The sequence below is a fragment of the Enterococcus alishanensis genome (assembly GCF_019218635.1).
GTDB classification, from domain to species: domain Bacteria; phylum Bacillota; class Bacilli; order Lactobacillales; family Enterococcaceae; genus Enterococcus_A; species Enterococcus_A alishanensis.
This window is the reverse complement of the sequence record NZ_JAHUZB010000006.1, coordinates 92,847-114,755: the sequence shown is the minus strand read 5'-3', so window position 1 is coordinate 114,755 and position 21,909 is coordinate 92,847. Positions and strand designations below refer to the sequence as shown.

The window sequence follows — 21,909 nt, the reverse complement described above, 5'->3', positions numbered from 1 at the left end:
GAAGCAAATGGCAAAAGTAGTTATCGCCTTAGGAGGCAACGCGCTGGGCAATTCAGCGAATGAACAATTAGCCAAAGCAGAATTAGCCGCAAAATCAATCGCTGATTTAATTATTGCTGGTCATCAAGTCGTGATTGCCCATGGCAATGGTCCGCAAGTCGGACAAATTCGTCTAGCATTTGAAAAAGCCAACGCTGACGACCCAGAAAAAATCATGCCTTTTCCCGAATGTACAGCGATGAGTCAAGGCTACATCGGCTATCATTTACAACAAGCAATCGACGAAGAATTAGTGGCCCGAGATTTAAAAGAGGTGCCAGTCATCTCAATGTTGACCCAAGTTGTCGTAGATCCGGCTGATCCAGCTTTTTCAAATCCAACTAAACCCATCGGTGGTTATTACTCAGAAGAAGAAGCGCAAAAAATTATGACCGAAACCGGTGATGTTTATAAAGAAGATGCTGGTCGCGGTTGGCGCAGAATGGTGGCTTCACCAAAACCAGTCGATATTTATGAAAAAATGAGTCTAAAAACGTTAGTCGAAGCGGGCCATATAGTAATTGCTTGTGGTGGTGGCGGCATTCCAGTGCAGTATCAAGGTACTCGCTACCAAGGAATCGATGCCGTGATTGACAAAGATTTTGCTGCCGCAAAAATGGCTGCCTTAATCGATGCAGATATCTTTATTATTCTAACGGCTGTCGATCATGTTTTTGTTAACTTCGGTAAAGAAAATCAAAAAGCTCTGATTGAAGAAAACGTCCCTCAAATGAAAGCATATATCGCAGAAAATCAATTCGCCCCCGGCAGCATGTTACCAAAAGTCGAAGCCGCAATTGATTTCGCCGAATCAAAAGACGGCCGCAAAGCCATCATCGCTTCACTAGAACAAGCAACTGAAGCTATTAACGGAACAAGCGGTACAGCGATTAAAAATTAAATGGAGATACCATCAGTGGGAGCTGGTGGTATTTTTTAGTGTTTAAGAACTGTAAAAACCCCACCAAAAATTTGGTGGGGGAAAGATAGGGGATATCTGATTTTAAGGAATAACAAGCGTTCAAGACGGTAGGAATGCTTGCTTATCGGTATTTTCTATTCATACTATGTTGTTGTTTTATTCCCACTCAATTTTTCTGGTGGGTAATATGGAGTGAAATGCTTTAATATTAAAATTTATCAAGCCATATAAAGCGTATAAAACGATATAATTAAAAAATAAAGTGCAATTGTGGTGTAACGGAAATTAATCTGAGCTGGAAAAATCTATGCAAATTAAATACCGAACTTCAATGTTCAAGAGGATAATGTATGTAATTATTCCCTTTTCTACTTTGTTCAAAATTACTCATTACTCAAACAAAATGCATATTCCCATACTTAAATTGATTATGGTAAAATTGTGACCATAATCAATTTTATGTATAGGTTGATAGTTGACAAGCATATTTCTAACTTATGTCGAACATTGTAAATATTGAAAAAGAGACTATGTAGGGCAGTCTATATCATGATTAAAGAAGCATTAATTAGACGAATTATTTTATAGTTGGTTTTGAAAAGGAGAATGGTATATGTCAGTTTTGCTACTCACGATTATTGTTGTTGGACTTATAGGTATTTTATTTAGAGAACACATAATTGATTTTATCAGCTATCTTAATTGGAAGAAAAGAATTGAAGGTACACACGATTATGATCAGTCTATCATAAGAGATTTGCTGATAAAGCTTGGAGAGAATGCTTTTTCATTGAGTGGTGAGACTTTGCCATACGGTAGAGCCAAGTGGTTTATAAATTCTGTAGATTCGTTTAATGAAAAAACTGCGGCTGAAGATTTAGACTTTTTTGGTTATTCTCCAATTCGTAGTAAAACAGAGCTTGAGTTTCAAGAGTATGGTCTTTTACTTACCCAAGATGGTCTCTTTTTCAATGAACAACTAGAAGAAAAAGAGGATAATACAAAGGAATTTAAAACAATCAATATCATGTTACCTTTTGAGGGGTTGTGGAAAGTAAAGATCAGTTCAGAAAGCTCTGAACTAAAATTTTTATACTTCAATGGGAGATCTAAAAGGATTAATTTAGGAAATAATGTCTTATTTGCTCAGGCGTTAGCAGATGGTATACAGGGTATAATTGATACAGGATATACCAATGATTTGAAGACAGGTGATATCAGAAAAAAGCTATCCCAAGATTTAAAAGAGTTTGGAAATACATCAGAACAGTTTAATTTTGCTGCATCAATTGGTGCTGCGAGTTCGATATATACAGGATTAGGAGATCATTTACATGAGAAACAAATAAATTCTATTGTAAGTGCAAATATGGGACATGGGCATGCGGCGGAATACGCAAATAATCTTATAGATAGTATCAAACATCCTTTTTCTAAGGTTGAACAGGTTGGACAGAATAATGCAAAAAACGGTGCAGATAGAGTTGTTGGATTGGATTTTATTCAAACTAAATATTGCAATAGTGCCAGAAACTCGGTAAATGCGGCATTTGCTAAAAAATCAGATGGAGGTCAATACCGTTATGGAGGAATGCAATTAGAAGTTCCCAAAGACCAATACAATGAAGCAGTGAAAATAATGGAGCAACGCATTTCTGAAGGAAAAGTTAAAGGATATGATAATCCCAAAGATGCAAGCAAAATAATTCGCAAGGGGAATGTTACTTATCAAGAGGCAAAACTAATAGCAAAAGGGGGCAATATAGTTTCCTTAAAATATGATGCTATAGATGGTGCTGTTCAGAGTTTACCAATTGCAGGAATTAGTTTTGTAATAACTTTTGCTCAGGCAAAATGGTCAGGTGTAGAAACAAAAGATGCAGCAATAGCTGCATTACAATCAGGGGGTAAAACTCTGATTATGGGAACTATTGTTTATGCAGGTTCACAACAATTTGCCAAGATGATGACTGCACAAATTGCTAATCAAGCTGGGAAAAAGGTGCTTGCAGAAACGGTTGCTAAACGTTCAAGTATGGTTATTTCTTTTGCGATAGTTATTGCACCGAGTATGCTAAATACATTGACTGGGCGAATATCGAGTCAACAATTATTAAAAAATTCTTTAGTCGCTGGTGGTGGATTTGTAGCGGGGGTAGCATCAAGTACTGGTGCAGGAGCTTTACTGGGTTCGGTCGTTCCCGGTGCTGGAAATGTTGCTGGAGCAATTGTAGGGGCAACAGCGGGAGTCATAGGTGGTATTGCTGGCAGTATTGCTTCAAAGAGAATCATGGATAATTTCATTCAAGATGATAGAGTGGAAATGTTTGCACAATTGAAAGAAGAGTACATTGATGTTGTAATGTCCATTGGGCTAAGTGATCAGGAATTTGTTACAGTCCAAGAAAAAATATTTGATAAGAAACTTGAGAGCAAATTGAAAGATATGTTTCGGCAAATAGATGCTTTAGGAAGTAGAACACATGCAAGAGAAGCTTTTATTGAGACGGCTGTTGAGGAAGTATTGTCAAATAGGAAAACTATTGACGATAACGATATCTTAGAAGCCATAAAAATCTCAGAAGAAACGTTTACACTAGCTAACTAAATTGTTTAATCGCAAAAATGCCTAGGTAATTCAGTTGAGTGTTTTTCTCTCCATAATAAACGACTTAAATGTTGAAAATATTGAAAGTTTATTATCCCAAAACACTTGATTTATTAGGTCGAAAACCAACCCCTCTTGTAGCGAAAACCGGGCGATTTTAGGTAGGAAATAGGTCGGAAAAACACTAAGCCAGGTCCCTGAGAGATGCCTTGCGCTGCAAGGTGGGACAGCTTGTCTGGACTGGACCCAATCTCCCTTATGCTCTTACACTAAAACAGGAGCGACAGAGAGAATGCAAAAAATCAACAAGCAAGCTGTAGAGAAGATGCTCAAAGAAACGATCATTACCAATGGCTAAACTAGCAAATACTGAGACAGTAAGTAAGCTAAAACGACTAGTATAGTTGAGAGATAAACTCCATTACAATCAGAATCAAAGATGAGTATCGACAGACTAAAGCAGATGCCTTAGACAAATAGTTACACCAATGAGTCGCCAAAATAGGCGGCTTTTTTCTTTGCTCTGGATTTATCTGGCCACCTTATTGTACCGGGAGTATTAACAAATTAGCACATAATATCTCTCGAAAAATGTTGGGGTCAATGACAATAAAACGCGAAGAATCAAGATCAAAATAAAATCAAAATTTCAAAATAATAGGAGATTAAATCACTATGGAAGAATTAAAAGTTCGTAAATTAAAGGATGGAACACTGGCAGAATTATCCAGTTTAGCAAAGAAAAAAGGCTACGAAAGTCGACAGGATTTCATGCAGGAGATGATTGAACAGATTGCCCATGAACAGTACTCATTTGAAACTGAAATCAGATATCAGCTACTCGTTAGTCAATATAACCAGATGCAACAATGGACCGTTGAGCAAGTTACTGGAGCGATTACTACTTTTCTATCATCGAGAAATTTTTCTGGGAAAGGGGAAAATTAGCATGAATAATAATCGAAAAAAGAATTACTATGTATCAGAGGAATTTATTGCCAAAGTGAAAGAGTTTGCCTGGTTGGATAAAACCTCTGAAGGTAAAATATTGGAGAAAATGTTGGCTCATTATTCCGGTGAAGATGAGCTAATAAGAAAATTAGATATGTACTTTCTGAGGTTCGTATCCAGAAAAAAATTGGCACATCAATTGAAAAATTATGTGGCGTGTCTCAAATAATGTTGGCTTCAATGGCAGAAATTCAAGGTGTTTATGTCGTTGTTGAATCAGGGCAAGGAATCTTATTTAAAGATGCTGAAAAGGCATATGACGTTGAAAAGAACGCAAAAATAATTGCGAGTAGAAATAATCGATACTATAAATAAAATCATTTTTACTACTAAACTGCAAATCAAAAATTGAAAAATATTTTTCTGAGATAGGTGACGTCGCCTATCTCTTTTTTTATGGAAGGAGCGTGTTTATTATGGCTAGAAAAACTGTCCGTGATGGTGAATTACAAAACTTTACACCATTTTTTAATGAGTTTCAGCGGGAAGTCTCAAAATACTTTGAACTCCCCTTAGAGGCAAAGTATGCCTATATGTTGATGAATAATCGGGAAAACTTAAGCTACAAGAATTCTCTTTATAATGAAAAAGGGGAGGTCTATATTCATTTTACTAACGGCAGCTTATCTAGCCAATTAGGTGTAAAAGAAACCCGCTGTCGTTCCTTAAAGAAATTGTTGTTAGATAATCAACTTATTGAAGAGGAAGCTGTGCCAGGAAAGCCTTCTCGAATTTTCATTAATCAATTTGATATCTATGAAGTGGATTATCTATGGGAAAGATTAACTCCAGTTGATGGCAGGGATAAGTGGGTCGAGCGCAGCCTTGAAGGATTAATTGAGGGAACAGATTACACCACTATGTATGATTTTATCGAATATGATAATCGAACTATTAAAGTAAAATTTTTTGTAGCTATGGATACTGACAATGAGCACTCAATCCCCCCTCGTAAAACGAGCCCCTCATCTGACGAGGGAGTACCCCCTCGTGATACGAACCCGAATAAGAATCTTTTAAAGAATAAGACATTAGAGCAACCAATTAAAGCAACAACTAATGCAACGGAATTCCAGCAAGTTCTCTCTGAGCAAAAACTACCATTTTCATTCGTCGAAGGATATAATCGTCTGTTCCTCACAGAGGAGACCGTTCGTTTGCTTAGCTTGTTTGGAGATTTCAAAGTAACGAAAAGATTTCTTGATATTATTTTTGAAACGAAAAAGAAAGTCGAGAATTTTAAGGATAAAGTATACCGAGATAAAGGAATCTATAATACTCTGCCAATTTATGGCGAAATCTGGGATCAAGAGATTGAGAAAAAGGTCAAGTGGCTCATTTTCAAGAAAAAAGAGTATGAGACGAAGGATAATCCAATTAAAAATTTGGAAAGCTACTGGTATAGGACAATGGAAATATTCTGGCAGAATGTGATTATCATGGAACGAGAGGAAGGATTTATGCGATTGGATATTGCAGCGACCAACGGGGAACTTGAGATAAGGGATTCTGTTGGAGAAATTGAAAAGATGATGAAACTTGAACCCGTATCAGCTACAGAAAAGAAAATGAGACTCTTTGAGATGATTTATAATTCACATGCTTGTGTAGCGGATCCTCTCACGACGTAAGTTACTGACTTTACTTTTGAAATGCCTTATAATAAGCATAAATGCAGTGAAAGAAGGTGGTTTAGCTTTGGAGAATAGAGATATTTATTTGGACTATGCAAAAGAACACAAGGATTTTTTTATTCGCAAAATTATTGATGGCAAATCACCTAAAAATAAAAAGGATGCAATTTTTATGGCGGGCAGCCCTGGAGCAGGCAAGACCGAAGTTGCGGCTGGTTTAGCAGAAAACTATGCTAATTATGTGGTGATTGATACAGATTACTTTAGAGCACAATTTCCTGACTATAATGGCAAAAATTCTAGTCTTTTTCAATAAGCGGCTTCGTGGTTAGTTGAGCAATCTCTGAAATATGTTTTGGAAAACGGCTATTCGTTTATTCTGGATGCCACGTTTGCGGTATTAAGCGCTGAAAAAAATATTACTAGTGCTTTAAAAAGAAACTATAGCATTACAATTTTCTATGTTTACCAAGATCCCAAGGTTGCTTGGGAATTTACGAAAAATCGGGAACTGGCTGAAGGCCGGCACGTTCCGAAGCAAATTTTTATTAATGCTTTCTTTAAATCACGAGAAAATATTGAAAAGGTTAACTTGAGACATCCGGAAATCATGTTGCATATCATTATCAAAGATTATCAGAACAATGTTTCTGAGAGCCATTATGCTGCTGACAATGTGGACCTCGGTTTACCATTGCAGTATATTCAAGAAGAGTTGGAGGATGAACTAGATGACTGAAAAAGAGCAAGCGAATTTGAAACAGCGGAAGTTGGTTGGGTTGGAGAAATGAAGATAAATGTTTGCTAAATATATACTTCCATACTAAAAGTAGTCTCTATTAATAACCAATTTAGCAAAAAAATACTCCTGATGAAATTAATTTAAAGAATTTTGATTAATGTTCGAAGGCGGCTAGGGATGGTTATTCTGTGACAACACTGAGACTAAATCTAACGAAATCATATTTGGTGATTTTGGAAGAAGCAGGATTATAAAATATTTTTTTAACACGTGGATTGAAAATCGTAAGCATTACACTAAATTTTGTGCTTATTCAACGGGAATGTGGATCACTTAAAATCATTTATTATCATCCATCAATAGTTGAAACAAGAGGGATTGGGCGTTTTATTGAGGTTTTATATAAGATATACATTTTTTCGTTTGCTCCGTCCGCTGTTAGAGGACTTTCAATCAAAAGAACACAAAGATCGTTTCAGCTTTGCCACCGATCTTTGTGTTTTTATAATTTTCATGACTTAGTGTGTTGGGATGTTTCAGACTAGTATTTCGACACACTAAGTCATTTTTGAGTCTATGAAAACTTCGCAAAATGATTCAATACTTAATTCTAAAAACCATATAAGAACCTCCAAGAAACAGGATAAAAATTTGACATACAACTCAAACTTTCTGTTTATTTGGTCTTTTCATGCTAGCATACAAGTTTTCAAAGATAGATTTGCTGATTATATTTGAAAAATAAGGAGGAACAGCATTACCAATCTGTTTAAAGGCAGCAGTTCTGGAATCTTCAAAGTAGAAATCGTCAGGAAACGTCTGGATTCTTGCAGCTTCTCTAACAGTTATCGAACGGTTTTGGTTCACATCTGGATGGATATAATAATGACCATCTTTAGATATGTGTGCGACAACAGTATGGCTAAAGCCTGTGCCATTTATAGCCTTAAACCGATCCAGAAATATGTTAGTTTTTTTATGTGTGATGAGATGTGGTGGTAAATCAGAATATTTAATATTTCGATTTTTTTTCTTTTCTTCAGCCACAATTCTATAGATAGCTAAATCATTTTCTTTGTTTGGACGACAAATATTTTGTGTTAGAGGAACATTTTTTTTACGGAGATTTTTTTTGACAAAACTGTCGGCAGGAGTGCAAGAATACTTGTTTTTTGTTTGACCTGCATGTATTAAAGGTAAATCTTGAAATAGCTTATTAATTATTGGGGGAGTTTCTTTATACTTTTTAATCCAGCTAAAGAAGTCTCCATTTTTGTTACTTTTCTTTTGACCAAAAATGAACAGTCTTTCGCGCGTTTGGGGGACACCATAATCAGAACAATTGATCATTTTTTGTTCTATTCTATAGTGGTCGGCCCCGTTAATATTTGAAAATTCATTTAAAATTTTATCAAAAAGTTTTTGTCCGTCCAAATCATTGAAAGACAATAGCCCTTTTACATTTTCAAAAATAAAAAAATCTGGGTCATAACGTTCTAAAAATTTAATATAGTACTTGTATAAATAAATACGTTCATCCTGCTTTTTATTTTTTTCATTTTGAGAACGACCAATGGTAGAGTAGGCTTGACAGGGTGGTCCACCAATTACCCCATGAATTTTTCTTGTACTCTTTCTAGTATCGATAGTAGAAAAAATATTTTCAAGGGTATCTTCGCTGATTCCAATATTGATAATTTTTGAGACTACAGACTCAGGGATTTTTGAGAAAAAAAAGTCGCGAGAAATTTTTCCAGATATATAGTCATAATATAGGTTAAGTTTATTTTTTTCTTTTAAATAATAATATGTATCTCTCAATTTAAGTGTTTTGCAAGCAGATTGATCCATCTCAACGTGGGCAATTAAATTAAAAAAATTCGGATCTCGAAAACCTTCTGTTAGCCCACCGGCACCAGAAAACAGATCGATTATATTCAACATAAATGAGCACCTCAGGATAATTATACCAGGTTCATCAATTCAACGCTAGGTTTTCAGAGAAAATTGTATAAGTCAATGGGTCTTTGGTATAATTTAAGTTAAATAAAGGTTGGGAGTGCCGTATATGGAGTTATTGGAAAAATTAATTTTTTTGAATAGACCATTCGGATATATTTCAAAAAACGTGAAACGGGTTATTTTAGATTTACTTGCTTTGGAAGAAGATGGTAGCTCATCTTATGCTTATCAATACTTTAATAGTAGCTACTACGGTGATTTAGCTTATGCTATTGGTATATGGATAGCTGCTGAGAATCTTTCTGGCGGAGGGAAGTTGTTAATGGATACCTTGGAGTTGGGACAGGGATTTCAATTTCGTAATAAATACTATAGGTATTTAGGAAAAGATGAAATTAAACCAGAGAATTGTAAAGTTCAGCTAATTTATAAAAATACCCACGGGTTTTCATCTTTTCCAAAAGAAATACTTGAGAACGAGGCTAGTGCTGTTACTCAAACTAAAAACCGGAAATTAATTTCCTCACGACAAGAACTTGCTGATTTTTTAGAAATCAAGGAATTCAGCAGGACAAATAATAAATCTATCATCATTTTAATGGAAAGAAAGCTGATTGATGAGCTTCTTAACACATTTGTTGATTTGGAAAATGAAAAATATTCATTTAATCAAGTGTGTAGCAGCAGATATTTAAAAGATGATATGGAAATCATTTCTTTGCCAAAGATGAATAATGTTGAAAAACCCATGATATTGTTTTCTTCCAGTGCAAGAGCAGTCGTTGAATATTTGGATGAACATGGGGATAAGGCAGAGCAGAAAAAAGTGTTTGTAATTGGTGATAAATGGCTTAAGGATAGCCAAATTTCCAATTTGGTAAACTTGGAAGATGCCTGTAATGAATTTCAAATTCGTATGAGAATTTATACAAGTATCCCAATGGTAATGAAAAGAGACTCACTTGATTTGATAAGTTCAATAGGTGAAGAGTACTGTTGGCTTAGTCCTACTGATAATAAAGCGTATCAATTTAATTATCAGTTCATTGAAAATAATGCCGCTTTCGAAGAATCCATTATTTTATTGAATGAAGTTTTATCAAAAATAAAACTAGATCCATTTTTGAAATATTTAGATAAGCTTTTAAAAACATTTTTAAGAATGAGTTATAGCCTTACTGGAGGGAACTCCAAAACTTTAGAGAGTCAGCTGATATTGATATTGGAGTATATCAAGAAAAAGAATCTCAAAGAATTCGATAATCTGCATAATATATTAGGTGCTATTTATGAGAATAGATTTGGATATGATGTTAAGAAAAAAATTGAACAAGTCAGATTTAAAAGCGGAAAATGTGTGTTAATTGTTACAAATCAGATGTTTTTTGAAATTTCAGAAGTCTATCGAAAGGATAAGCAATTGACGATTATCCCTTACAGTGATGTAATTACTGAAGATTTATATAATCAATTTGATCAAGCAATATTATTATCTCCTTATGCTTCAGATAGAAAAAAATGGCTTTCCAGCTATTTTTGTGAGCGAGTCACTATGCTTATCCCACGTCTGCAAGAGAAGTTTTTAAATTCTGCTTTTAAAAAAGAGAAACAAATATTAAAAAGGCTTTATACGCTCAATTATTTAAGTGAAGATGAAGTCGACTCTGCATATTTACAGTCAATAAATGACTATTTAACTCTTAAAAAAAATGATGCTATCTCAAAAGAAGATGTGGAAATATATGAATCATTAGATATAGAGTGGGATAATTCGGATAGTCATGAGTTAAGTATGGGAAGCTGCACTGAAGATTATGATAATACTATCGTAGATGTTGAGTCGCAAATCAACTTGGAATCAGGAGATATTATAATGGCTACGCGTTACGGCAGGCTGTTTATTCTTGAAGACGATGGGAAAATAAAACGAGTTGAGGCATCAAAAATCAAGGTTGATGAAACCTTGGTCGAGTTCACAATTCCTTATTCAGATGAATTTTATCGTAAACGTCTTAAAAATACGCATGATAGAATTCGTAACCTAGAAGATTTGGAGAAACTACAATCAATAGGAGATGAATATTATGATTATTTTTGGAAACGCGAACTTTTGACTTTTGTCAAAAATAAGGGACTAAGTGCGCAACAGTTAAAAAAAAGATTTGAGAAACTAGGGTTTCCAGCTAAAACATATCAATTTTATAAATCTTGGTCTTCTTTTGAAACAATTCAGATTCTTCCTCAAAATAGAGAGTTCATAAAGTTTGTTGGAATATTGACTGGAAATAAAGAGATAGTAAATCAATATAAAAAATACGTAGCCGCAAGTGAAGCAGTTAAAAGAAAACTTGTCGATGCAAGAGAGCAGTTTATTGATAGTATCGAAGGAAAAAATTTTGAGGATATCATTATTCATCCGGTAATTAAAGATTTTGTGACAGACAAAGTTATTCAGATCAAACCTGTTTCAGCAAATAATTTTCCTAGAAATATGACAAATAGAATCATTGGGAGGGATACAATTGAACATTTCAAAAGATAAAGCTAAACAAAAAGAGATACGAAGCAAATATATTGAAGCAATTGGTTCTTTACTATTAGGGCCGGGTTCTGAAAAAATCAATACGAATCTTGATGAAGAAATTATTTCAGAAAAGCCGCAATCACGCTATTCAACGGGGATTTTGTATCCTTTCAAAGAAGATATTAGTAAGCGTGAATTAGAAGAGATAACCGTAGATATCCAAGATGGATTTGATAAAGAGGACTCGGTTGAAATCGATAACAGTTTTATTCCTTCAGCTATTGGCATCACATTTTATTGCAAAACGCAGATTAAAGAGTTGAAGTTTTCCGTTGCAACGGCATGCTATGAACCCCTTAAAAATCCTTACATTGAGACAACAGCAAAAGTATTAGAAACACTAAAGCAGTACCTCTCTGAATCAAGAATTGAGAAAGTTGACCAGCTATTTGAAATAGATGAAGGGAAAAAAAGAATTCGTTTAAAAAGCTACAATGAAGAGACTGATGAAAAAATTAATAATCTATCTAAAGAAATGAGGAGTAACGAAACTTTAGACATAGATACTAAATTTTTGATTAATAAAATAAAAAATATTAATTACAATAAAAAGAGTTGTTTCCAACGCAAACCTCTTGTCAGTAATTTATTATTAAAATTATACGAAGGAATGGAAACTAAAGAGATTAAATTTAGCAAGGAATATTCAGTTCAACTGTTTTCAAAAATAAAAAATTTGAAAATTGCAAACGAAACTGTAACAGCGGTTACTCTTGTAGTTAAGAACAACTCAAAAAATCACTTTTTCCAAACAGAAATAAAAATACCTGAACAGGAAGGAATCTCCTTTGCTGCATCCGAAGATATTAAAGTACCTAATTTGGAAAAGTTAAATCAGGAAGATGCAATGAATTTGTTCTTATATCGTCAGAAAAAAACATATGCACTTGGTCGAGGAGTATCTGCTGTTTGGGAAGAAGTCAATGGAACAGTGACCGAAATTAAGACAAGTTATCTTCCCAGTTACGAACTGTTTCCGATGTCATTTGAGATTCCTGAGCTAGAGCCGGATATTTTGAGGGCTGACAGTTATATTGATATGGAAAAGGAAAGTCAAATAAGTAAATTGAACTCCTTTGTTGCGGCTTATGACAATTGGATTAAAAAAATGGAATTATCCATTGGGCAGCTGATCCCAGAATTTCAAAAATTTGCTCGTGAAAATATAAAAAGATGCCAAGATTGTAGTTTACGTATGAAGAAAACCATTTTATTTCTTAAAGAAGATTATAAAGCTTTTGAAGCTTTTAATCTTGCTAACAAAGCAATGTTACTTCAGCGGGCTGATGGAGCTGAACAAAAGGCATATTGCTATGAGACATCTGATTTTCAAGATATTGTGTTCAATTGGCGACCGTTCCAGTTAGCCTTTGTCCTACATTCTTTGGAATCTATCCTGAATGAAAAAAGTGATGATCGGGAAATATTGGACTTGATATGGGTTAGTACTGGTGGTGGGAAAACAGAGGCATATTTATTTGCAATTGCAGCGGTAATAATCTATCGAAGAATGAAGTATAATAATTCAGCTGGCGTCAGTGTAATCATGAGATATACTTTGAGGCTTTTAACTGCTCAGCAATTTGAGCGAGCTTCGCAGTTAATTTGTGCATTAGAATTCATCAGGAGACGTGTAAGCGGATTAGGTGATACTGAAATAACGATAGGTCTGTGGATTGGAGAGGGAACAAACAACTACTTGAAGGGAGCTAAGGCCGATTTTGAATCGATGGTAAAAGCAGAGTCTCTAGAAGAAGCTAAAAGAAAAAATACATTTCAGGTTTTGAAGTGTCCTTGGTGTAAAGAAGAACATAGCATCATTCCAAAAACTGAATTTTTTAAAATCAAGAGACGATGGGGTTACTCACCAATTGATAGTTCTAAGCCAAAATACAATATGAAATGTAACAATAAAAATTGTGAGTTTTCAAAGTGCCTTCCAATTTATGTTGTTGACGAAAGTATCTATAACATACGTCCAACTTTGTTGTTTGGAACTGTCGATAAGTTTGCCCAAGTACCTCTGAAAGAAGAAACGCAGCATTTATTTGGTTCTGATGATTTAACAAAGTATCGCCGACCGGAATTGATTATTCAAGATGAGCTACATCTAATTTCTGGACCACTAGGTAGCATTGTGGGTCTGTATGAAGCTGGCTTTGATTACATCTTCAAAAGTGGAGAAGATATAATACCTCCAAAATATATTGCTTCAACAGCTACAATTAGAAATGCAGAAGAGCAAGTTAAAGCAATTTTTGATAGAAAAGTATTTCAATTTCCACCTAATGGTATCGATATCGCAGATAATTTCTTCGTGAAAGAAAATATAACTGAACCAGGTAGAGCTTATTTAGGAATCATGTCTACTGGGAAATCGCAGGTCACGACGGAGATCAGATTATTAGCTGCTATGTTACAAACGATTACCGAGCTCGGTTTAGAACCTGATGAGGAAGAATTATTCTGGACTATAACCGGTTATTTCAATAGTATTAGGGAATTAGGTAAAGCTTCAGGATTGATTCGGGATGATGTGAAAGAATACATTAATCAGCTGAATCGTAGAAATAATACAAAGAAACGCTATCTTTGGGACAATACAAGTGTAGAGCTTACTTCAAGAAAGTCAGGAATCGAAATTCCCGAAATTTTAAACAAATTAGAAGTGAGACATGCTGCAAATGACCGGAAGGATAAAAAATATCCTATTGATACTCTTATCGCAACCAATATGCTTTCCGTTGGTGTAGACATCAGCAGGCTTAATGCTATGTTTGTAGTTGGTCAACCCAAGCTGACATCTGAATACATTCAAGCGACAAGTCGTGTAGGACGAGATTCACTAGGGCTAGTGTGCACATTATATAATTCTTCCCGTAGTAGAGATAGGTCGCATTACGAAACTTTTCAATCTTATCACCAGAGTATGTATCGATTTGTTGAAGCAAGTAGTGTCACGCCATTCTCCGCACCAGCTTTAACTAAGGCTGTTGCTGCTGTAATTGTTGCGATGCTGCGTAATAATTTCGAAGAACTTTCTGGCGACAATACACCTATAAATATTTTAAATGATGAAAATCGCCTTGATACCATTATCGAATATTTGATGAATCGGGTAAGAGATAATGAAGATAAATACAGATTATATAGTGAAGATGCTGAGATTATCATGAGGGAGTTTACGAATTCTTGGTTAGAATTGGCAAGAGACGCAGAAGCAATTGAAGGTGCAGAACACGAAACTAGGTATTATCTGTATAGAACCAAGACTCAAGAATTTCTTGGTAAATTGCTCCTTCGTTCATTCGATGATCGAAGTTTTCATGAGGAGGCTACAAGAGTGATGGGAACTATGAGGAATGTTGAAGACACAGCATATATGAGGTTAGTTGACTGAATGGGGTGTGAAAATGGTCTATGATAAGACAAGTGCAAATCCAGAGTTTAACGTAAGGAGGTCACAACTACTTACTCCGTTTGGTATAGGAGCTTTAATGGATATCAATAATCAATCTGTGATGGTTGCAGACTCTGAATATTGGAATCCTAATAAATGTGAAAAAGTCCATGATATCCGGTTAGAAACAGAAATGAATGCCAATGGTTTCATTGAACCTCCAGTTAAAGAAGTTGAGGAAATTGTTGGTACGAGATTTCCAAGCTGGTACTTTTCTCCAAAAGATAGGAGTCTAAGGCCAATAAGTAGTTGGCGTGAGTCTGTAGCAGCTCAAAAAATACCTTCTAGAATTAATACATTTGATAAACATCCATATGATTCTCGTTTTAAAGGTACTGAACTTGTTCCGGTTCGGGTAATCTGCGCATGTAAAAATGGACATGCACAAGAGTTTCCTTGGTTGGAATGGCCGCATCCAAATATGTCTTTTGATGATTTTAAAGGACATAAAATAAAGTTAGAAAGTGTTGCACAAACAGGATCTATTGCTGACTTAATAGTGAGATGTGAAACGTGCAATAAGGGAAGATCACTGGGTGGGGTATTCGATGAAGAACATTTTCCAAAGAAAATGGAAAATCTAGGTATACAGTGTAAGGGACAATACAAATGGAAAAAATCTGATGAAGGTGAGATGTGTTCGGAAGGGGCTAATTTACGCGTTTTATTGAAGAATGCTAACAATTTCTTTTTTCCCAATATTTCAAGCTCCGTTAATATACCTTTTAAACGAAATAAGTTAATGGAAGAAATTCAGCGGGCTGCTGACTACTCATCCCTTCAAAAGTCTCTCAAAAGTGTTTCTCCTGAAGATGGTATCAAAAAACTATATAAAGATGTAAAGGTCCAAAATTTAATCAATTTTATTGCTGAAGAATTGGGACAGGAATCAGCTGAAATCAAAAATGCTGTTTCACTTCATTTTTTTGAACAGTCGACTTCGGAATCAACTGGGGATATCATGGATTACAGAAGACCGGAATTTGAAGTGTTGACAGGGAAAGAAGGCTATGACAAAGGATCTGAGCGACTTAAAATAAAAATCTTCGATCAAACGGACTTGGTTAAATCTCCGTTTAAACCTTTTATATCTAAAATTACGTTGGTACATCAACTAGAGGTTGTAAGTGCGCTTCGATCTTACAGTCGCATCGAACCTACCGACTCGGAATTGATGAGGGAGCGAGCTTTGGAGGGTGAGGATTCTAAAGCTGGGGTTAACGAAGTATCATTGAAAAGAGAAGACGGTTATTATGTAGGGATGCGATCATTAGGTGAAGGCATTTTTTTCTCACTTGATTCCAAACAAGTAGATTATTGGCTAAAAAAAATAAAAGGAAAGCCACTCTATAATCGAATTGTAGCGAAAGAAAAAAAAGTAAGATTTGCGGATGAAGTATCGTATATTAGACCTGAATATTATTTACTCCATACGTTGTCGCATTTACTCATTAGAGAGCTGAATATGAGTAGCGGATATTCATCCTCTGCTTTGAAAGAAAGGATTTATTATTCAAATAGTCGAGATGAGGAAATGTATGGAGTTTTAATCTATACATCCAGTTCAGACTCTGAAGGGACACTTGGGGGCTTAGTTAAACAAGGTGTTCCAGAAAGATTCTTTGCACTGTTGAGTAGTGCGCTTGAAAAAGCACAATGGTGCAGTTTTGATCCAGTGTGTATTGAGAGCGATTCACAGGGCAGGGACTCACTTAATGCTTCTGCCTGCCATGCATGCTCGCTCATTTCGGAAACAAGCTGTGAAAAAATGAATGTTTTCTTGGATCGCGGATTGTTGATAGGAACTATGAAAGACCCTGAATTAGGTTTTTTCAGTAAAGTAATGAAAGAATCTAATCTATTAATATAATATTTGATATTTTTGTTTGAAAGAGGTGGTTTTGTGATAACTCTCAGAAAAGTATTTTCAAAAGAGCCACATGTTTTGCGAAATAAAGAACGATACTTTTCAATTTTACAAGATTACAGAGCATTCGCTGAAAAGTTATCTGTTGAAAACGGAAAAGTCAAAAAAACTTCGAGTAAAGGAGCGCACTATGCTCGTTTTCTGCTATATTTAACTGTATTATACGAAGAAATTTTCCAAGAGGATTTTGGACCTTTAGATTCTTTTGTAGCATTAAAAAAAATCATGGTAGTTGAAAATTTGAAAGATTTTACAACCTTTAATCGAGAAGAACATAATTTCTATAGTGCAACGATTAATTGTTTTTCTGCCTATCTAACAAGGAAGCAAACAAGGAAGGAAGAATTTGCTGATGACCGTTTAAACTTTAATCTTGCATCATTAACTGTTGCGGATGAAATTCTTATATCTGAGGAAATCAAAGAATTTCAAGTTGATAATTTGGAACGGCCAAAAAAAATATTGTATCAAAAAAATGAAAGTTATCCCAGAAGTCCACACGTTAGTTATTTAGCTAAGATCAGAAGCAATTGGTCCTGTGAGCTCAATCGAAGACATCGAACTTTTATTTCACAAGCAGATGGTAAAAACTTTGTAGAAGTGCATCATTTAGTACCGATGGCAGTCCAAGACTATTATCAGTATACACTGGATTTTACAGACAATGTCATAACTTTATGTCCGAATTGTCACAGGTTAGTTCATCTTGGAAGCTATCAAGAACGTGCGACAGCAATCACTAAGTTACTTAAAGATCGTGAGACAACATATCAGCAACATGGTATTGAAATCAATCAAAAATTACTTTTGAGTTTTTATGGAGTGGTTTAATATTATGTACAAGTTTTTATATGGATTGTATTTTTCATGAATAAGCTTTCATTAATTAAAGACTTAAGGTAACATATATTCCAATAATTTGGAGTAACAGCCAAGCTACTTTTCACATTTTATAAAGTGAGAAGTAGCTATTTTTGTTTATAAAATTATCTTTCTGCTAGTATCAGATTTTCTGCTATTGATTAGTTAGTTCATCTTGTTTTAATTCGAAAAGTTTTTCATATTAAAATAAATTAGGTTTCTCAAAGAATTTAAAAAAAATTCAAAATTCCGTGTCTTTTTTGACCTTTCGGATTGTTTGTTATAGATGAAGAGGAAAATAGTGACAATCAAACTAATTCGAAAACATAAATGATATTAAGAAAGAACAGAGATAGTCCTGTATTCTTTACTGCTTTTCAACGCATTTGGAAAAAAATTAAAAGAAAATTTCGTTTTCTGTGTCTTTTTTAGTCACTTAAATTGCTGGTATTAGTATAGGGGAAGTTAAGCTAGCTTAATCTATTAAAGTTTCTTTTTTCAGTAGATTGAGTTTTAACATCACTTTCTTAAGATTTTTATAAAAGGTGAGTTAAAATAGAAAAATTTCCGCTATTTTGGTTTCATTTTCCGACTTCGTGGATATTTAAGTTATGAGCAACAAAAATGTTCCTTGAAAACTGAATACATTTGTTAGAGCAAACCTCTCAAAATAAGAGCAAAAATAGAGTTTCAGCGCCATGAATTTAATCAAAAGATTGAAGGAGCAATACATGATCTCTTCCCACTAATTGCTAGTTAGTGAATGCCAAGATGATTTTGAGTGATAATGATACTTCTGCAAAGCTCCTCGAGGACTGAGGGGAGGTGAAATCCCTATGTTTCCTTAGAACTAGCTCTAAAGACTCTAACAAACGAGAAGAAAGTATTTGAGAAGTTCTAAATGATGGATGAAAGCTTATTTGGTGTGTCATTTTACAATAGTGTATTTAAAATTTAATAGGAACCAGATAACTAAAAAAATAATAAGGTGCTTTATGCAGATTGAGACGGAGTCAAAAGACCTATTATAATCAGAGGTGAATATTGAAGTTTTAATCTGCATGGAAAGGAGTCCAATGATTACAGTTACAAAAAAAGATTTGGTGCAGCTTGGATATGGCAATTCTTTTGCGGCAGATATTATTAAAAAAGCGAAAGAATTAATGATTCAAAAAGGGCACGTCTATTACAGCTCGAAAAAACTAGACCGTGTACCTGTAGGAGCCGTGGAAGAAATTCTTGATATCCAGTTGGCCGATTCCGACAACGACGATTAGTTTTTACGCTGACGATTCGTGAGGAGTAAAGACAATGAGTAATGATGCGATTAAAAAAGATAAAAATAGCTTGTACTATTTTAGAGCGAATCTTGGCTATGATATCAATGGCAAGAAAATTCAGAAGTATCGGAGCGGTTTTAAGACTCAGAAAGAAGCAAGGGGAGTCTATTCCAAATTGTTGCTTGAAGAGCCTGAAACGGCCTCTGAAGTCACACCAACTAGCATGTTGTTTAAAGATTATATCGAAGAAATCTTTTTACCTTGGTATAAGTCACAAGTGAAAATCCGAACCTATGAAAATCGGCTGCATTCAATCAAAAAGCACTTCTCCTACTTTTATAAGATGCCAGTGGATAAAATTGAACCTATTCATGTTCAGAATTGGCAATCACAATTATTTAAGACATTGAGGGTATCGTATATCCGAAATGTTCAAGGAATTTTTTCTTTGGCAATGGATAAAGCCATTTTATTAGGTTTGACTCAGAAGAATGCCTCGAAAATTATCGGAAATGTCAAGAAGCAAAAGACTAAGATTGAATTTTGGACGAAGGAAGAGTTTGAGAAGGTCATTTCATGTATTTACAAGGAAGATTATTATCAACACTTTCTGTATGTGTCTCTGTGGTTTTTGTTTATGACTGGTTTACGGATTGGTGAGGCAACTGCCGTTCAGTGGGAGGATATTAATTTTAAGACAGCGGTTTTGAAAATTGATAAGACGTTGTTTTATAAAAATCTGCAACACTATGAGTTTGTGGAGCCGAAAACAAAAGCTAGCAATCGACATATTGTTTTGGAAGAAGACACCTTGTCAATCTTAAAAGAATGGCGAAAGGTACAGCAAAATGTTGCACCAAGTGGTTTTGTCATGAGTTATAATGGCGAACCCACGCAAAATCATACGATTAGCTATGCCATTACTCGCTATGCAAAATTAGCTGGTGTTCATCGGATTAAAATTCATGCCTTGAGACAATCTCATGCGTCACTATTGATTCAAATGGGCGAGAATCCCTTAATTATTAAAGATCGACTGGGACATGAAGATATCGAAACAACTCTAGGAACATACGGGCATTTGTATCCAAACAGTAATTTTGAAGTAGCTTCAAAACTAAAAGGCGTTATTCAAATGAGTCATTCAATAACAAACCTCGACCACTCACCAAGCAATCAACATACCGTAGGATTTTTAAATCAGAAAAATTAGGTGCAATCCCGGTGCAATGATTTGCAAAAAAAGAGCTTGAAACCCTTATGTATAAAGGATTTCAAGCTCTCCTGCTATTATTCCCACTCCACAGTTGCAGGTGGCTTACTCGTAATATCATACACAATCCGATTCACGTGATCGACTTCGTTAACGATTCGCACGGAAATTTTTTGTAAGACATCCCAAGGAATTCTAGCAAAGTCAGCTGTCATCCCATCGATTGAAGTGACTGCGCGGATACCGATTGTATAATCATAAGTTCGACCATCGCCCATAACACCCACAGAACGAATGCCTGGTAAGACAGTAAAGTATTGCCAGATGTCACGGTCAAGTCCAGCTTTAGCAATTTCTTCTCGTAAAATCCAATCTGATTCACGAACGATTTCTAGTTTTTCTTCAGTTAAATCACCGATTACTCGAATACCTAAGCCTGGGCCAGGGAAAGGTTGGCGCCAAACGATTTCGTCAGGCATGCCAAGTTGTGTTCCTAGCTCGCGGACTTCATCTTTAAACAAAGTATTTAAAGGTTCGATTAATTCAAATTGCATATCTTCTGGTAATCCACCAACGTTATGGTGAGATTTAATGGTTTGGGCAGTTTCGGTACCAGATTCAATGACATCGGTATAAAGAGTTCCTTGTGCTAAGAAACCAACGCCATCTTTAGCTAATTTTGTTGCTTCATCATCAAAGACATAAACAAATTCGTTACCGATAATTTTGCGTTTAGTTTCTGGATCAGAAACACCAGCAAGTTTGTCCATAAAGCGTTTTTTCGCGTCGACTTTAATGATGTTTAAGCCGAATTTTCCGCCTAGACTTTCCATTACTTGGTCGCCTTCATTTTTACGTAATAAACCATGGTCAACGAAAATAGAAGTTAATTGATCACCAATGGCTTTTTGTAAAAGGACACCAACAACACTTGAATCCACGCCGCCAGATAAGCCTAATAAGACTTTTTTATCGCCGACTTGTTCACGGATTTTTGCGATTTGCATGTCGATAAAGTTATCCATACTCCAGTCGCCTTTACAGTGACAAACGTCAAAAGCAAAGTGGCGTAATAATTCATTTCCATATTCTGAATGACGAACTTCAGCGTGGTATTGGATACCATAAAAGTTGCGTTTAGTATCTTGAATTGAAGCGATAGGACAATCAATAGAAGTTGCGACTGTCTCAAATCCAGTTGGGACTTCTGTGACTAAATCACCGTGGCTCATCCAAACAGTTTGTTCTTTTGGTGTGCCGGCAAATAAAACAGCTTCTTGGTCTAATACTTCTAAAGTTGCTTTTCCGTATTCACGGTTTTTAGCGGGTTCAACTTTTCCACCTAATTGATAAGTAATCAGTTGCATGCCGTAACAAATACCTAAAACAGGAATGCCTAGTTCAAAGATTTCTGGATCAATTGAAAAAGCTCCTTCGTCATAAACACTATTAGGACCACCAGATAAGATGATACCTTTAGGATTCATAGCTTTGACTTCAGTTGCAGTAATCCGATGGCTTAGTAGTTCAGAAAAAACGCCAAATTCACGGATGCGGCGCGTAATCAATTGGTTATATTGGCTACCGTAATCTAGTACAATAATTTTTTCAACGTCTGTCATTTCTGCGGAAACGTTCGTCACAGTTATTACCTCTATTCTTTCAT

Annotated in this window: 14 protein-coding genes and 1 pseudogene; 13 read left to right on the top strand and 2 right to left on the bottom strand. The window is 35.2% G+C overall.

Translation table 11 applies throughout. From position 1 onward, the window contains the following. Positions 1-7: 7 nt before the first annotated feature. The 7 genes and pseudogenes from arcC (at position 8) to KUA55_RS14225 (ending at position 6,953) form a co-directional block, all read left to right on the top strand. Positions 8-940: a carbamate kinase gene (arcC, locus tag KUA55_RS14250; RefSeq protein ID WP_218327057.1), complete on the top strand. Its 933-nt coding sequence runs from the start codon at positions 8-10 to the stop codon at positions 938-940. A gap of 634 nt (positions 941-1,574) precedes the next feature. After that, positions 1,575-3,569: a hypothetical protein gene (locus tag KUA55_RS14245; protein ID WP_218327056.1), complete on the top strand. Its 1,995-nt coding sequence runs from the start codon at positions 1,575-1,577 to the stop codon at positions 3,567-3,569. Positions 3,570-4,244: 675 nt separating this feature from the next. Continuing rightward, positions 4,245-4,517, top strand: a complete 273-nt coding sequence (locus KUA55_RS14240) for a hypothetical protein (RefSeq protein WP_218327055.1) — start codon at positions 4,245-4,247, stop codon at positions 4,515-4,517. A 1-nt stretch (position 4,518) separates the two neighbouring features. Beyond that, on the top strand, positions 4,519-4,749 hold the full coding sequence (locus tag KUA55_RS14235) for a hypothetical protein (RefSeq protein WP_218327054.1): 231 nt from the start codon (positions 4,519-4,521) through the stop codon (positions 4,747-4,749). An 11-nt stretch (positions 4,750-4,760) separates the two neighbouring features. Further along, positions 4,761-4,895 carry a hypothetical protein gene (locus KUA55_RS18575; RefSeq protein ID WP_281419042.1) on the top strand — a complete coding sequence of 45 codons (135 nt, stop codon included), beginning with the start codon at positions 4,761-4,763 and terminating at the stop codon, positions 4,893-4,895. 101 nt (positions 4,896-4,996) lie between these two features. Beyond that, positions 4,997-6,211 carry a replication initiator protein A gene (locus KUA55_RS14230; RefSeq protein WP_218327053.1) on the top strand — a complete coding sequence of 405 codons (1,215 nt, stop codon included), beginning with the start codon at positions 4,997-4,999 and terminating at the stop codon, positions 6,209-6,211. 67 nt (positions 6,212-6,278) lie between these two features. Further along, positions 6,279-6,953: pseudogene (locus KUA55_RS14225) on the top strand (zeta toxin family protein). 666 nt (positions 6,954-7,619) lie between these two features. Here the strand turns inward: KUA55_RS14225 and KUA55_RS14220 are convergent. Further along, a complete protein-coding gene (locus KUA55_RS14220; RefSeq protein WP_218327052.1) occupies positions 7,620-8,900 on the bottom strand; it encodes a DNA cytosine methyltransferase in 1,281 nt (426 codons plus the stop codon). 124 nt (positions 8,901-9,024) lie between these two features. On the opposite strand from KUA55_RS14220, the gene KUA55_RS14215 reads away from it, so the two are divergent. From KUA55_RS14215 to KUA55_RS14190, 6 genes are all read left to right on the top strand, one after another. Then, a complete protein-coding gene (locus tag KUA55_RS14215) occupies positions 9,025-11,460 on the top strand; it encodes a hypothetical protein (RefSeq protein WP_218327051.1) in 2,436 nt (811 codons plus the stop codon). Continuing rightward, positions 11,441-14,902, top strand: coding sequence for a helicase-related protein (locus KUA55_RS14210; RefSeq protein ID WP_218327050.1), 3,462 nt, complete (start codon positions 11,441-11,443; stop codon positions 14,900-14,902). Before KUA55_RS14215 ends, KUA55_RS14210 begins: the two co-directional genes overlap by 20 nt. Before the next feature lie 13 nt (positions 14,903-14,915). Next, positions 14,916-16,832 carry a DUF1998 domain-containing protein gene (gene drmB / locus KUA55_RS14205; protein ID WP_218327049.1) on the top strand — a complete coding sequence of 639 codons (1,917 nt, stop codon included), beginning with the start codon at positions 14,916-14,918 and terminating at the stop codon, positions 16,830-16,832. Positions 16,833-16,907: 75 nt separating this feature from the next. Further along, positions 16,908-17,720: an HNH endonuclease gene (locus tag KUA55_RS14200; RefSeq protein WP_218327048.1), complete on the top strand. Its 813-nt coding sequence runs from the start codon at positions 16,908-16,910 to the stop codon at positions 17,718-17,720. 1,106 nt (positions 17,721-18,826) lie between these two features. Continuing rightward, positions 18,827-19,027 (top strand): DUF3173 domain-containing protein, encoded by a 201-nt coding sequence (locus KUA55_RS14195; protein WP_218327047.1) that lies wholly within the window; start codon positions 18,827-18,829, stop codon positions 19,025-19,027. A 34-nt stretch (positions 19,028-19,061) separates the two neighbouring features. Further along, positions 19,062-20,243, top strand: coding sequence for a site-specific integrase (locus KUA55_RS14190; protein ID WP_218327046.1), 1,182 nt, complete (start codon positions 19,062-19,064; stop codon positions 20,241-20,243). A 77-nt stretch (positions 20,244-20,320) separates the two neighbouring features. Here KUA55_RS14190 and guaA read toward each other — a convergent pair whose 3' ends face one another. Next, complete coding sequence (gene guaA, locus KUA55_RS14185) at positions 20,321-21,886, bottom strand: glutamine-hydrolyzing GMP synthase (RefSeq protein ID WP_218327045.1); 1,566 nt, start codon at positions 21,884-21,886, stop codon at positions 20,321-20,323. Positions 21,887-21,909: the final 23 nt, after the last annotated feature.

Coding starts and splice junctions, on each gene's coding strand:
- KUA55_RS14195 (WP_218327047.1), top strand. CDS start 18,827: ATGATTACAGTTACAAAAAAAGATTTGGTGCAGCTTGGATATGGCAAT.
- KUA55_RS14215 (WP_218327051.1), top strand. CDS start 9,025: ATGGAGTTATTGGAAAAATTAATTTTTTTGAATAGACCATTCGGATAT.
- arcC (WP_218327057.1), top strand. CDS start 8: ATGGCAAAAGTAGTTATCGCCTTAGGAGGCAACGCGCTGGGCAATTCA.
- KUA55_RS14240 (WP_218327055.1), top strand. CDS start 4,245: ATGGAAGAATTAAAAGTTCGTAAATTAAAGGATGGAACACTGGCAGAA.
- KUA55_RS14220 (WP_218327052.1), bottom strand. CDS start 8,900: ATGTTGAATATAATCGATCTGTTTTCTGGTGCCGGTGGGCTAACAGAA.
- drmB (WP_218327049.1), top strand. CDS start 14,916: ATGGTCTATGATAAGACAAGTGCAAATCCAGAGTTTAACGTAAGGAGG.
- KUA55_RS18575 (WP_281419042.1), top strand. CDS start 4,761: ATGGCAGAAATTCAAGGTGTTTATGTCGTTGTTGAATCAGGGCAAGGA.
- KUA55_RS14230 (WP_218327053.1), top strand. CDS start 4,997: ATGGCTAGAAAAACTGTCCGTGATGGTGAATTACAAAACTTTACACCA.
- KUA55_RS14245 (WP_218327056.1), top strand. CDS start 1,575: ATGTCAGTTTTGCTACTCACGATTATTGTTGTTGGACTTATAGGTATT.
- KUA55_RS14235 (WP_218327054.1), top strand. CDS start 4,519: ATGAATAATAATCGAAAAAAGAATTACTATGTATCAGAGGAATTTATT.
- KUA55_RS14190 (WP_218327046.1), top strand. CDS start 19,062: ATGAGTAATGATGCGATTAAAAAAGATAAAAATAGCTTGTACTATTTT.